The 14,830-nt window shown below is 75.3% G+C and carries 3 protein-coding genes; 2 read left to right on the forward strand and 1 reads right to left on the reverse strand.

The window, feature by feature from the left end:
- Positions 1–127: 127 nt before the first annotated feature.
- Positions 128–9,829: a hypothetical protein gene (locus tag ACFYMO_RS25390; protein WP_388549150.1), complete on the forward strand. Its 9,702-nt coding sequence runs from the start codon at positions 128–130 to the stop codon at positions 9,827–9,829.
- A gap of 18 nt (positions 9,830–9,847) precedes the next feature.
- Here ACFYMO_RS25390 and ACFYMO_RS25395 read toward each other — a convergent pair whose 3' ends face one another.
- The gene (locus ACFYMO_RS25395) at positions 9,848–11,152 is read right to left on the reverse strand and encodes a S8 family serine peptidase (RefSeq protein ID WP_388549152.1); all 1,305 of its coding nucleotides are present in this window, start codon (positions 11,150–11,152) and stop codon (positions 9,848–9,850) included.
- A gap of 302 nt (positions 11,153–11,454) precedes the next feature.
- On the opposite strand from ACFYMO_RS25395, the gene ACFYMO_RS25400 reads away from it, so the two are divergent.
- Positions 11,455–14,769: a right-handed parallel beta-helix repeat-containing protein gene (locus ACFYMO_RS25400; RefSeq protein ID WP_388549155.1), complete on the forward strand. Its 3,315-nt coding sequence runs from the start codon at positions 11,455–11,457 to the stop codon at positions 14,767–14,769.
- Positions 14,770–14,830 lie beyond the last annotated feature (61 nt).

Below are 14,830 nucleotides of genomic sequence, written 5' to 3' on the forward strand. Positions count from 1 at the left end.
CCACACCGGACTCACCACCCCCGGCCACACACTCCACAACAAACTCTTCCCGAACGGAAACCTCTTCACCAACTACATCAACAACAGCTACACCAAGGGTGATCCGGGCGACGGCCCCGATCGGCCGGTGGACAACTCCCGGGATTCGGGCGCCCTGTCTCCGACCCGCTCCCGGACGGGCGCCCCTCCGGGCTCCGGGACGGGCGCCCATCCGGACGTCCGCACCGTCGCCGAGCCGCCGCGCCCGCCGCACGCCCCCCTCACCGCCGCGCCGGAGACCTGGCGCGACGACGCCCAGCGCCGGTGGATCGCAGAGCGGCTGACCGTCGCGGACCTGGCCGGCGGCCCGCCGCCACTGGCTCCGGACGAAACGGTGAGCGTCACCGAACTGGAAGCCGCGGGCTTCGCCCCCGGGCCGGGAGAGCGGATCGCCGCCGTCCTCGGGGACGGCACGCTGCCCGTGCGCGACAGCGGACTGACGCCGCTGGAGCAGACGGCCCTGCTCATGGTGCGGCCCGGCCCCTGGACCGAGCAGCTGGAGGCCGTCGCGGCGCGGGCTTCCGAACGGATCGGGGAATCGGCGTTCCAGGACTTCGCCACCGGGCCGACCGCGGCCGACGCCACTTCCGAGGACATCGCACGCGCCTGGGACTCGGCACGCACGCTGGTACTGCCCGCGGAAGCGCATGCTGGGCGGGCCGATGCACGGTACGCCGAGGAGCCGCTCCGGGAGTCGGTGCGGCAAGTGGCCGACCGTCTGCTCGGCACCGGTACGGGAACGGAAGCGCCCGCGGACTCTGCCCCACTCGCCGACCGGGTCCACGCGGTTCCGGAGCCGGCACCGCGCTCGCCTACGGGCCCGGCCGCCGCTTCGGGGCAGGAGCCCGCCGCCGTGCCGCCCACGGCCACACCGCCCGTGCCCGAACCTTCTGTACCCGAACCGCCTGTGCCCGTACCGACAGTCGCGGCGGCCGAAGGCGGTGCCGCGCCCGAGACCGGGGACGGCCGCACCGGGGACGGCCGCCCGGACAAGGGCAAGGGGCGGCTCATGGAACCGGATGCCGGCCCCGCGGCGGATCCGACCGCACCGGACCGGCTCGGGCAGGACGACGCGGGGGCGAGTGCCGACGTCATGGCGGCGCGCGAGGAACTGGCCGCCGCCACCGCGCGGTCTGCGGCGCTGGAGGAACGGCTGGCCTCCGGCGTCGGCGGCAGCACGGACAGCCGCGCCGGGCTCGAGGCCGCCCGGGCCCGGACCGAGCGGGCGCAACAGGCCTGGACGGCGGCGCTGGAGCGGTGGCGGGAGCCGGAGGGGGCAGCGGTGCCCGCGCTCTCCCACAGCACTGCCGAACGGCGGTGGATCGCCGCACAGGTGACGGCCGCGGACCTGCCGGCGGACGCCGCGGACCTGGCCGCCTCCGGCGGCGGGACGGCGGGGGAACCGTCGCGCGCGCTGCCGCCGGTCGAACGGGTGCGGACGCTGATGGCCCGGCCCGGCCCGTGGCCGGGGGTGCTCGACACGGTCGCAGCGAACATGGCCCGCCGCACGTGGCGGCAGGCGTACGCCGACTGGGCGCTTGCCGCGCCGGAGCGGGACGACGAAGCGCTCGACGAGGCGTGGCGAACCGCGCAGGCCCTGGTGCTGCCGTTGGAGCTGCACGCCGTGGAGGCCGACGCCCGGTATGCGGGAGACCGTTACCGGGCGGCGGTGCGGCAGGTCGCCGATCTGCTGGCCGCGGGCGGCGGGCGGGCGGCGGCCAGGGCCCTGGCCGACCGCCTTCGGCACCGTCTCGGCCTGCCGGTCCGGGTGCGCGGCGGCGCTGCTGCCGGACCGGCCGGCTCCCCGGCTCTCGCGGAGGCACTGCCGCCCGTGCGGGAGTCCGCGGCGGACTTCTCCGTGGACACCGTCGCGGCGCTGTCCACCGTCGGCGGGTCTCCCGCACCGCCCGGGTCCCGGCCGCCGAGCGCCGGGCCGCCGACCGCGGGTTCGGCGGAACCGCGGCCGGCACAGGCGGCCGGGGCGTCCGGCCCGGGCATCCCGCAGCCCCCGGCCCCGGCCCCGGCCCCGGCCCCGGATTCGAACGGGTCTCCCCCCGCTGGCGGCCGCCCGCTGTCGGACACTCCCAGGCCACCGGAACAACACGCCCCGGCCAGGAGTGCGAGAGTCCGGCCCGCGGGGGCGCGGATCGACCGTGAGCTGGAGGAACGCCGACCGCCCCGGCTGGATCCGGAACTGCCGCCGCCGCCCAGGATCACCGGGCCCGGCGTATTCACCGACGGGAGCCGGATGCCGGGCTATCTGGACGGCTCGCTGCCGTTCCCGACGGACGGCCCGGTCACGGCCGGCGGGACGGACGCGGACCGTACGGAAGCGGAGCTGTTCGCCTTCGGCCAGAGCGAGGTGCGGCTGCGCGGCACCGAGCAGGTCGTCTCCGGCATACGCTCCCGGCTGGCCGCGATGGATGCGGAGAGCCGCCCGGCGCTGTCGTCCGGCGAGGAGGCCGCGGAGGGCATCGAGACGGATGTGCTCCGCCGCCTCGCGCGGGCACTGGCCGAGCAGCCGCGCAGCTTCGCCGGGGACGGGCGCGAGTTCCTCTACCGCGCGGAGTCCGGGCGGCTGCGCAAGCTGCACGTCGGGGTCAGGAACCACGGCGCGTGGGAGAGGTTCGGCGACGGCGCGGGGCCGACCAAGGTCGACACCGCCTACCGCGCCCAGACCACGGTCGGGGACGGCAAGACCTTCCAGCAGAACCGGCAGCTGTCCCCGAGCATCCCGCTCGGTCCGCTGAAGAAAGTCGTCTCCGCGTTCGGCCGGCTGACGGTACGGCTGGGCTGGTCCCGGGAGATCGCCTACGCCCTGCACGACCAGACGCTGAGCCAGAGCGAGACCCGGACGCTGGACGGCTCGCATCTGCACCTCGACGACGTCTCCTACGATCTGCGGATCACCGACGCGCTGCCGCCGCGCCTGGCCAGGCGCGGGGTCCTCGGTACCCGGTGGCGCAGCCGCCCCGCGCGTGCCGCGGCGGGCGAGGTCGCCTTCGGACTCGGGGTGCGCAGCGGTCTGGCGGCACGGCTGCCGGACAGTGTGACGAACGGCCGTGCCGCGGTGGGCCGCACCCCGCGCCGGATGGAGCTGGGGCCCGAGTCGGACTACCGGATGTTCGTCACCGAGGACTTCGGGCCGACGGCCGGGATACGGGACTGGGCGGTGGGCGAGATCGGTGCGGAGCCCGGGTCCAGCGCCTACGACGAACTGGTGGACTTCTTCTCCTCCGCCAACCTGCACCGCCTCTCCGCCCGGACGGCGCACTCGATGGTGCCCGGCCCGCCTCTGTTCGGGGACGACAAGGAGCGCACTCCGCTGGGCGCGTTCGTGATCGAACGGGTCGTGCCCGGGAGGGCGGTGCTGGCCTCGGAGACCGATCAGGCCGAGTTGCGGGACACGGCTCAGCTCACCCTGCACAACACCCGCAAGGAGACCAAGGAGTACAAGAAGGACCTGGGTGCCACCGTCGGCTTGACGGTCAATGCGCCCACGTTCGGGCTCCAGGATGTGATCGCCGGCTGGATGAACCGGGTGCGGCCCCGGGTCCGGTTCGGGCCCGGTCTGCGCCTCGTCCACAGCGAGGGACGTGTCGCGGTGCTCGGCGCCACCGGCGGGCTCAAGTCGACCGGTCGCGTCAAGTCCGACGACACCGCGCTGTACCGGGTCGAGAAGACCGTCCACGTCCGCAGGACGGGCGACGCCCGGACCCGGGCGTTCCGCACCTGGAGCCTGGACCGGATGACCCGGAGCGAAGCGCGCCGCCTGGCCGGTCTGGACGAGGGGGACGGACCGGCCGGGCGGCACGGCGGGGAACCGTACGCACCGGCGTATCTGACCGAGGACCGTCCGCCGACGCTGGGCATGAGCCGCGTCGTGCAGTTCCGGTTCCCCGACGGACGCCACACCGGCCGGCGCGCGGACGCCGACGGCGGGGAGGGCACCGGCCGCACCGGCGACCGGCCAGGGCAGCCCGGGCACACCCTGCTGACCGCCTTCACACAGCAGGTCCTCCGCGAGGTCGCCGCCGCGTACCCGGGGACGGTGGCCCCGCTCGACCAGCTCGACCCGGCGGCCGGCACCTGGCGCGACCACCGGCACTATGCGGCGGTGCTGCACAACACCTTCGGCGTCCTCAACGCGCTCTCCCGGCACTCCTCGACGGGCAGCCTGGAGGCCATGGCCGGGCAGGGGGTGCCCCTCGTGCTCACCGAGCCGGGCCGGTTCCTGCGCGGCCACCACCACATCCGGCTGCACGCGGAGCTGACCGGGCGGCGCTACGAGGGCGCGGCGCACGAGATCCTGCGGCACAGCGCCCCCGGCAGCGTCGCCCTGGACGCCGGGCGACAGCTGACCCGGGGCACCGAGGCGACCGTGGAGGGGGCCCTCTCCCTCCGCGACGCGGACCTCACCGACGCCATGGGAGCCCCCATGCACGCGGGCACCGTGCACACCGGGTACCGCGCGGTGTCGCAGAGACGGATCGAGTCGGGATACGGCGCCGTCGCCACGGCCGACCCGATGGCGGCCTCCGTCACACCGGGCCATCTGTTCAGCTACGGCGTGGCGTTGACCGTGCGCACCAGCGGGTACCGGCGGTTCCGTCGCTTCTGGCGCGGGCTGCCCAGCCTCGGCCTGCTGGGCACCCGGCTGTTCGTCCTCCGCGGCCGGCCGACCGACCTGATCGGCGGGGACTCCGGGGTCCCCGCGGTGACCGGCCGGGTGCTGCTCAGCGTTCCCGCCGAGCACAGCCCGGACCGGGACCCGCACGCACCCGGCGCGGACAACCCCTACCGCCGGCCCGACCGCGTCACCGGGGGGCGGCTCCCGCGAAGCCGCGCCAGGGCGCTCACCCGGGCCGCCCTCTCCGGTGCCGACGCGGGGCGGGAGCCGGACGCGCTCGACGGCGTCCCGCACCACACCCTGTCCGTCCTGACCGGCGCGGGCGAGGCGGACCTCGCCCAGCAGGTCCTGGAGGAGGCGGCGCACGGTGCGTGGCAGCTGACGCAGGACGCGGCGCCCGCCCACGACGCGGCCGTCCGGACGCTCCAGCCGTCCTATCTGACGGCGAACTTCGACCAGAGCATCTCCCGGGCCGGCCTGCGCACCACCGGCCTGTTCGGCGAGGGTCCCTATCTGAACCGGCTGGCGAGAACCGTCCACCGGGCGCGGGTGACCGGGCTGCGCGCGCTGGGCGGACCGGTCCGGATGGACACCGAACTGACCGCCGGTGGCAGCACCAGGGCGTCCGGCACCCAGGGCGCCTCCCGCACCCAGCAGGCCGGAGTCACCCTCGTCTACGGGGAAACCCGGCCTGCGTCGACCGGGGTGACCAGCAACTACGCGTGGCGCCTGTGGCCCTTCCACCGGTCACGGGGGCGCAGCGCCGTCGTCACCAGAACCGCCACCGCCGACACCAACCGGATCGACCGCGGCCACCAGGTACTGGCCGCGGGCGACGTGCGGCACGAGTTCGCGGCGGAGGTACGCGGGCTGGGCCCGCTCTCGCCGCTGGGCAAGGTCGTGCCCGCGCTGCGTGACTGGGCCGGCCGGTGGCAGCGGAGCGAGGGCGGCTGGCTCGGCCATCTGCCCGAACGCGTCGCCGCACAGCTGGGCCTGGTGCGCGGCGACGGCCTCGGCGCGGGACCGGTCGGCGGGCGCCGGGGATGGGCCCAGCCCGACTGGTTCCGGCGCCATCCGTTCGCCGCCTACCCGGTCGACCCCCTCGACACCGCTGCGGCCGTCGAGGCGTTCGTCGACCGGCTCCGGGATCTGGCGGTCGACGAGGAGAGCCGGGAGGCCGTGCGCCGGATCGCCTCTGCGCGGGTCACCCGCGCGCTGCGCCGGGAGATGGCCGGGACCGGGTCCGCCACCACTGCCAGGACCGGCGGGCCCGGGTGGAAGCGGGCGCGGATCGGCGGCCGGAACGTGCGGATCCGCGCTCAGCTCGTCCCGGTGGAGGGCGGTCAGACTTTCGACCGCCTCTGGCCCGCGACCGAGATGGAGCATCACCTCTGGGCCGTGGAGACACTAACGGACCTCAGCACCTCCGAGTCGGGCTTCGAGGTGGGGCTCATGACCAACGAGGCCGTGCACACCGGCGACAGCGCGGCCAAGGCGGCCGGGCCCTCGGCCGCCGGATCGGCCGGCGGCCGGCGCAACCGCACCAGCGCCTCGACCACGACGGTGGCCCGGCGCTGGAAGACCAACACGCTGGAGCCGCACGCCGAGTTCACCACCCGCTTCCGGATCCGCCTCACGCTGGAGCTGGGCCGCGCCAGGGGCGACGAACCGCGTGACCCGGATTCCCGGCGGCGGGTGCACGAGGAGGAGGCCGGCGCGGTGAAGGATCTCGTCCCGCTCAGCCTGCTCCGCCCGGACCCCGGCGGGCGCGGACGTGCCGACGACCCGCGTGATCCGCTCCGCCCGCCGGAGGTACCGGACGAGCCGCCGGCGGTGCACGTGTACTCCGGCGACGCCAACCCGGCGGCCCGGGCCGGGGGGATCGAGGAGTGGCGCACGCTGCGGCAACCGGACGGGGCGCGGCGGCCGTTCGAGATGCCGGCCGAAGGGTTCCAGGTGCGCGCCGTGCTCGGGACCGGGAACATCCAGGCCGCCAGTACGCTCGCGCTGGCCAAGGCGTACGACAACCGGCTGGCCCACCTCACCGGGCGGCTGGCGGGCGAGCCGTTGGCAGCGGCGCTGCGCACGGCCCGCCTCACCCCGCTGACCGCCGAGGGCACCGGCCCCGCGCAGGTGCTGGAGGACTCCCACCGACCCGGAGCGCTGAGCGCGTTCGCCGAGCGGGCCGCGGCACCCGCGGGCCTCCCGACCGCCGGGCTGGCCGAGAACACGCTGCTGGACGCCTCGCAGGCGGCGCTCACCCAGCACACCCGGCTGGATCTGGCAGGCGCCCGGCTGCTCGCGGTGACCGACGGCGCCCGGATGGAGTCCCACACCCGCTACACCCGGAGCGGCAACGCGGCGGCGGGTGAGAACGGCGGCCACAGCCTGGAAGCCGGCGGCTTCCCCACTCTGACGTCCGATCCGGTCGGCAAGAACAACCCCGGCGGGATCAGCACGGGCGCCGATGCGGTGGAGACCGACGTCCAGGCGGCCGGCCACGACCAGGCTCATCAGGTGAACGTCAAACCCAAGACGGGGCGGATGTTCACCTTCGCCGTCCCGACCGCCTGGCTCAGCGTCGCCGAGGTCGAACGGCAGTTCAAGGACGGCTCGCTCGCCACCTGGGTCCGCGACAACCTGATGGGCCCGTTCGGTGGAGTCGCACCGGGGCCGCAGGCCGTCGAGACGCAGGCGTGGACCGTCGCCTGGGTCGAGGAGCGGGTCGCGCGGGAACTCGGGCTGGTCACCGACGGCACCTTCCCCCGCTCGGTGACCCGGGCATGGGACCGGGTGCACACCCAGGCCAAGGCGTGGGAGGCAGCGGACGGGGCCTACTGGGCGCTGCGCCGCGAGCTGCCGGACCTGCGGGACGCCGTCCAAGCGGCGCTGGCCGGCCGTTCCGTCGCCCGACGGCGCCGGGATGCGGCCGGGCACGTCCTCAAAGCTGCCGGGCTCGGGGCCCGCAAGCGGTTCGAAGCCGCCGTCGCCGCGGCGGACGGGGTGCTGGAGCTGCCTGTCGCGGAGCTGTCACCCGGTTCGCGGTCCCGCCTCGCGCCCGCCCTGGCCGCGGCCGCTCAGGCGTCCGAGGACGTCCGGGAGGCCGTACTCGGCCGGCTCCTCGTTCCCCCGGAGGCCGGTGCGGAGCGGCACCGGGCCGCCGAGGAGCGGCTCGCGGCGGCACGTGAACTCCAGGGGAAGGCCGACGCCGAGGCCGCCCGGCTGCGGCGGGCCGAACGCGACCACCTCGTCCAGGAGGCGGCGTGGGCCCGCGACCGGCGGCTGACCGAGGCCGTGGCCGAGCTGGGCACCGCCGAGCGGGCGGTGTCGGCCGCCGCGGACACGCTGCGGCGGGCCGAGAGAGTCCTGGCGGTCCGGCTGCGCCGGATCGAGGAGCAGCACGCCGCGGCCGAATCCGCGGCCGACGCGCTGTTCGAGATCCGCGGCGCCGCCGACCGGCTGACGCGCTGGCATCAGCTCCCCGCCGATCCCGTCGCCGACGGGGCCGCCCCGACCCGCGGCGGGATGCCGGAACCAGTCCTTCCACCCGTTCGGCGGCCGGACCGGGAGCGGGCCGCCGGGGCACCGCGCGGGCTGCCCACTGTCCCCGAAGCGCCACAGGCCGAGACCGGACCGCCGGACCGGTACACCGCACTGACCTCCCCCGCGGACGACAGTACGGGCGCACCCGGTCTGCGTGCTCCGGACGGGACGGCGCACTGGCTGCGCGACGTGCCCGGGGACAACTCCTTCTGCCGCGCGTTCGACACTGCCCTGGAGGTTCTCGCCGGACAGGCCGACTCCCCGGCGGCTCCCCGCGGCGGCCCGCCCCGGACCGCCGTCCCCGCCGGCCCGGCAGTCGGCGATCCGGCCGCGCTGCGCATCCGGTTCGCCGACGCGCTGGCCTCATTGCCGGACGACTCGCCGCTCCTGGGCTACCTCGCCCCGGACGAGCGCGACACCTTCACCTCGCCCGAACTGGACGCCGCTGCGCTCGACCTGGGCAACGGCACACCGCAGCAGCGGGAGTTCGAGGCCCTGGGAGTGATCCCGCACTCCGCGGGCGACCGGCCGGGCCCGGAACACGCCCACCGGCCGCTGAGCCCCGCACAGCGCCGCGGTCTGGCCGCGGCACAGCTGCGCCGCCCGCCCGACGCGGAGGGCGGGACCGGCTGGGACCACGGTGCTGCGGACGTCCTGCCCGCCCTGGCGGCCGAGCTGTTCGGGCTGCGGGTGCGTATCGTCCTGGCGGACGGCAGCTTCCTGGACCACTGGCCGCGCCGGCCCGAGCCCGCCTCCGCCGACCCGCCGACCGTGGTACTGCACCTTGCCGGCTGGCACTACCGGGCCGTGCTGCCGCAGGACGCGGTCGACCGCCCACCCCCCTCCGCACCACCCGCAACCGCGCCCCCGACGAAACCGGCCGGCGTGCTGCCGTCCCACCGGAGACGTCCCTGGACCCGGGAGGACGCGGCCGGAACGGACCCGGCCGATCCGCCCGGGTTCGACGCGGCGAGCGACCCCGCGACGCTCACCGACTCCGACGGCCGGGTGCTCGATCTGCACGAACCCCGCGGTCCCGGCAACGGCTTCCACGAGGCGGTGGCCCGCGCGCTGGTGGCGGCCGGCGGCGCGGCGGGCGATGTCGGCCGGCTCGCCCTGCGGCTGCGGCACAGCTCGCTCACGGCTCCCCATCCGCTGCCGAGCACCGCGCGACTGGATCCCCGGGCCGCCTTCACCCGGGAGTGGCTGGAGCTCGCCGGGATCACCCTCACCCCGCAACAGGAACGGGACTTCGAGCGGCACGGCGGCCGGCTCCCCGCCGACCTGGCTCCCGGCGCCGCCGAGGACCGCCTCATCCGCCTGCACCTCTTCCAGGCCGTCCGCTGGGACACCGGCACCGCGCTGCTGGCGGCCGGGCTCCTCGCCCGCACCTGGCGCGTGCATCTCACACTCGTCCACGAGAACGGCACCTGCACCGTCTTCGGCGACCCGGCGACGCCCGCCGAGCGCACGGTGACGGTCTACGAGCGTGGACGCGACTTCCTGGCCGCCGTGCCGCGTGGCACCCGCGGCCCGACGGCGCCACGGAGTTCCCGCGCCATCCCCTCCGGCGGGTCGACAGCGCTTCGCCCACCGCGTCCGGAACCGGCCCGGTGAACCCCCGCGGTCACCGCGTCAGCGCCCACCGGCCGGCGGTACGCCTTCACCTACGGCGGCCGACGCACCCACGTCCGGCGCGTCCGGCGCGTCCGGCGCTCCTTCGGCGGTCGGCGCCGCGGCAGGGTCGGGCGCTCCCGCCGGGCGCCAGCCACGGGCCCGACCGCGCGGGATGACCACGGCGCCGCCGGCCACCAGCAGCACCAGTGCACCACCGGCCGCGGCGACGATCAGGGACCGGTTCAGCGGACCGCTCGGGGCCGCCGCCGGAACGTGCGCGGCGGCCTCCTCGGGGGGCCGACCCCTTTTGCCGGTCAGCAGCGTCGTGAGCGCCCCGTACGGATCGAGGCGGGGTGGGTCGTCCGGGTATCCGGCCTCCGTGAGCTGGCGGGTGACCTCCCGCGCCGTCATCTCCGGGTGCCGGGCGCGCACCAGCGCGGCGGCGCCCGCGGCGTGCGCGGCGGCCAGCGAGGAGCCGGAGCCGAAGTAGTGCCCCTCGCCCTCGGGGCCGACGCTGACCACCTCGTCGCCGGGCGCGCCCAGGTCCGCGTTGCGGGCCGACGGGGCTTTCTCCGGGCGCTGCCCGTCGGGGCCGTAGTCCATGACGGAGAGCGCTTCGGGCACGGACGCCGGCCAGTACCAGGGCGCCGGCTCCACCGTCTTGCCGGTGCTGCTGTCCTTGGGGAGGGTGTCGGGCACGGACGGAGCGACGACGAGGGCGTCCTTCTCCGCGGCGTGCTCGACGGCGGCGGTCAGCTCGTCCTTGCCGGTGGCGACCGCCCGCCCGACGTAGATGACCTCGGCCCCCCGGTCGGCCGCGGTACGGATCCCGGCGGCGAGTTTCTCCGGCGTCGTCTCCCCCCGGGTGCCGGTGCCGCGCACCGCCAGGATCCGGGCGCGCGGCGCGAGTCCGGCCACGCCCACGCCCTCGCCGGGTGAGGCCGCGATCAGACCGGCCGCGAAGCTGCCGTGGCCCACGCAGTCCTCGCCCGCGTCACCGACCGCCTCGACCCGGCCGGACAGCGCGGGGATGTCGGTGCCGACGCCCGTGTCCACCACGGCGACGGTCACCCCTCGGCCCTGGCTGAACTTCCAGGACCGGGACAGCCCGAGCGGCTGCCGGGTCCACGGTTGCTTCTCCGCCTTGTCGTCGGACGCCTTGGCGCACGGTTCGTCGGAGGGCAGCACGGAGGCCACGGAGGGCAGTTCGACGACGTCGTCGGCGGCGGCCGGGCCCGCCGGAACCGTCAGCAGGATCGTCGCGGCCAGTGCGGCGGCCACCGCCCGTGCCACCGGACGACGGTGAGAGGGTGCGCGTCGCATGACCGCATGCTACGTGGCGCGCACCGGCGTTCGGCAAGGCAGGTGGCGGGTGCGGGAGCGTACGCGGTGGCCGGTGCGCGAGCGGGTGCCGCAGCAGGCCGGTCCCCGGCGCCGCGGCCCGGCGTCGTCCCATCCGGAGGTGAACTGCCCAAACACGCCTGGCTGACGGCTACCGGGTTCCCGTAGCCTGCACACAGTGCGCGTCCCGTCGGCCGCGACCAACCAGAGCTCGGCACCGGGTCGCTCGCGGTCCGGCACTCGGATCGCCGGGGCGGCAGGCACCACAATCAGGAGGTCCCAGCGTGTCACGGCAGTCTCTCCGGGTAGCCCCGGACGGGAGAGACGGTTTTCCGACGATCGGCGAGGCACTGGCGCAGGCCCGCACCGGAGCCGTCGTCCGCGTCGCCCCCGGCCGCTACCGGGAGAACCTCACCGTCAGGACCCGGCTGACCATCGTCGCCGACGGGGACCGCGGCAGTGTGGAGATCTGCCCGCCGCGCGGAACCGCCGTGGTGCTGGTCGCGGACGCCGTGATGCTCACCGACCTCACGCTGCGCGGCGGCAGCGAGGACCTGCCCGTGGTCGACGCACCCCGCGGCCAGGTGGCGATGGACGGCTGCACCGTCGTCGGCGCCGGCTGGACCGCCGTACTGGCCAGGGAGGAAGGCTCGCTGGCGATGCGCGACTGCCGCGTCTCCAATCCGGAGGGCGCGGGAGTGGTGGACACCGCGGCCACCGAGAGCGTCGTCCTCGACACCGTCCTGGAACACCTGGGCACCTCCGCCGTCGTCCTCGGCGAGCAGGCCCGCACCGTCGTACGCGGCTGCCGGATGCGGGACGCACGGGGCAACGGCGTACTGGCCAACGGCGAGGCGCAGGGCCAGATCGAGGACTGCGACATCTCCACGACCGAGAAGCCCGGCATCGCCCTGGAGGGCCGCTGCGGCACCCGCGTGCTGCGCACCACCGTGCACGACACCTCGGTCGGCGTCTTCGTCACCAGCGCCTCCCGGCCGACGCTGGAGGAGGTCAGGGTGACCGACACCAGCGGCCCCGGCATCGTCCTCTCCCAGGGCGCCGACCCGGAACTGCTCCGTTGCCGCACCGCACGGACGAAGAGCAACGGCCTCGCGGTCACCGAGCGTTCGCGGGGCACCTTCGACGACTGCGAGTTCGACAACGCGGAGGGATCCGCGATCCGGGTGGTCGGGGCCAGCGCTCCGCTGCTCACCCGCACCACCGTGCGCGCCTGCGCCGACAAGACGGCCGCCGTGCTGCTCGCCGAGGACTCCTCGGCCGAGTTCGACGGCCTGGAGGTGCCGGACGCCGCGGGAACGGGCGTGTGCATACGCACCGGCGCCAATCCGCTGCTGCGCAAGGCCCATGTCACCGACGCCGGCGGACACGGCGTGGAGGTGGTGGAGGACGGCCGCGGCCGGCTGCACGGCTGCACGGTCGAGCGCGCCGAGGGCGCGGGCGCCCACATCGCCGGGGGCGGCGCCCCCGAACTGGCCGACACCGTCCTGCGGGAGACCGCCCGCGCGGGCGTCCTGGTCGGTTCCGAAGGGCGGGCCACGCTCCGCGACTGCGAACTGCACGACGGGCGCGCCACGGGCCTGCACATCGAGCGGGGCGGCGAGCTGTCCGCCCTGCGCACCCAGGTGAACGGATCGGCCGCGCACGGCATGCTGGTCGCCGACGGCGGCCGGGCCCAGCTGGACGGCTGTCTGCTGACCGGCAGCACCGGCGACGGCATCCGGGTGGACAGCTCCGAGGAGACCACCCTGACCAGCTGCTCGGTCCGCGACAACCGCGGCGCCGGACTGCGCCAGTCCCGAGCCACCGAGCGACTCACCGTGGAAGGGCTCAACAGCAACGGCAACGCCGAGCCGGACGCGTGGGGCGAGACCGCGGGAGACCTGGCCGCCACGGGCACGGAAGTGCAGTCCCAGCAGAAGGGTCCGCAGGGCCCCCTGGAAGAGCTGGAATCGCTCATCGGTCTGGCCGACGTCAAGCGCCAGGTGCGCACGCTGGTGAATCTCAACCAGCTCGCCCAGCGCCGCGCCAGCCTGGGCATGCCGGCCCCGCCGATGAGCCGCCACCTGGCCTTCTCCGGCCCGCCCGGCACGGGCAAGACCACGGTGGCCCGGCTCTACGGCGGCATTCTCGCCGAGTTGGGCGTGCTGCCCTCCGGCCATCTGGTGGAGGTCTCCCGCGCCGACCTGGTCGCCTCGGTCATCGGCGGAACGGCCATCAAGACCACCGAGGCGTTCAACGAGGCGATCGGCGGCGTGCTGTTCGTCGACGAGGCCTACACCCTGCTCTCCGACAGCAAGGGCTCCGGTGCGGACTTCGGCAGGGAGGCCATCGACACGCTGCTGAAGCTGATGGAGGACCACCGCGAGGACGTCGCGGTCATCGTCGCGGGATACACCGACGACATCTCCGCGTTCCTGGCCTCCAACCCGGGCCTGGCCTCCCGCTTCACCCGCACCATCGAGTTCGCCAACTACTCGGTCCCGGAGCTGGTGACGATCACCGAGAGCATGTGCGAGGCCCACCACTACAGGCTGGACCCCAGCACTCTGGACGCCCTCGCCCAGCACTACGAGCGGATGCCCCGCGACGCGGGCTTCGGCAACGGCCGGGCCGCGCGGCAGGTCTTCGAGGAGATGGTGGACCGGCAGGCCTACCGGCTCGGCTCGCTGGACAATCCGGCCGAGGCCGATCTGTCGCTGCTGCTGCCCGAGGACGTCTCGGACAGCTCCGGCGCCGCCGAAGCGGGCGACGGCCGCGGCTCCGAGGAGATGCTTGCCGAACTCGACGCCATGACGGGCCTGCATGCCGTCAAACGCGAGGTCACCGATCTGGTCAACCTGCTGTCGGCCACCCGGCAGCGGCAGGCCGTCGGGCTGCCCACCCCGAAGATCAGCCACCACCTCGTCTTCTCCGGCCCCCCGGGAACCGGCAAGACCACCATCGCCCGGCTCTACGCGGAGCTCCTGCACTCCCTCGGAGTGTTGAACACCGGGCAGCTGGTGGAGGTGGCCCGTGCCGACTTGGTCGGCCGGTACGTCGGCCATACCGCCCAGCTCACCAAAGAGGCGTTCGACCGGGCGCTGGGCGGTGTGCTGTTCATCGACGAGGCGTATGCGCTCACCCCGGAGAACGCCGGTTCGGACTTCGGCCGGGAAGCGGTGGACACCCTGCTGAAGCTGATGGAGGACCACCGGGACGAGACGGTCGTCATCGTCGCGGGATACACCGAGGAGATGGGCCGCTTCCTGGCCTCCAACCCGGGCCTGGCCTCCCGCTTCGCGCGGACGGTGGAGTTCGAGGACTACTCCACCGACGAACTGCTCGAGATCACGAACAGTTACGCGGCCACGTCCGGCTACGACTGCGCCCCCGAGACCCTGGAGGCGCTCCGCTCCTACCTGGACGCGCTGCCGCGGGACCGCTCGTTCGGCAACGCCCGCACCTCCCGCAAGACCCTGGAGGCGATGATGACCCGGCAGGCCCGCCGGATCGGCTCCATCCCCGCGCCCACGATGGACGACCTGCGCCTGCTGCTCCCGGAGGACCTGCCCCGGGAGGCACCGCTGACGACGAGCTGACGACGCGCCTGCCCGGGGCCGCCTCGGAACCGGTTCGGGTCCTGGGACCTGGGGGTCCCGG

Origin of the sequence: Streptomyces sp. NPDC007025, assembly GCF_042869455.1 — a bacterium.
Lineage (GTDB): Bacteria > Actinomycetota > Actinomycetes > Streptomycetales > Streptomycetaceae > Streptomyces.

What these genes read in the sequence shown, in the direction of transcription:
- ACFYMO_RS25395 (WP_388549152.1), bottom strand. Translation starts at nt 11,152, where the DNA reads ATGCGACGCGCACCCTCTCACCGTCGTCCGGTGGCACGGGCGGTGGCC.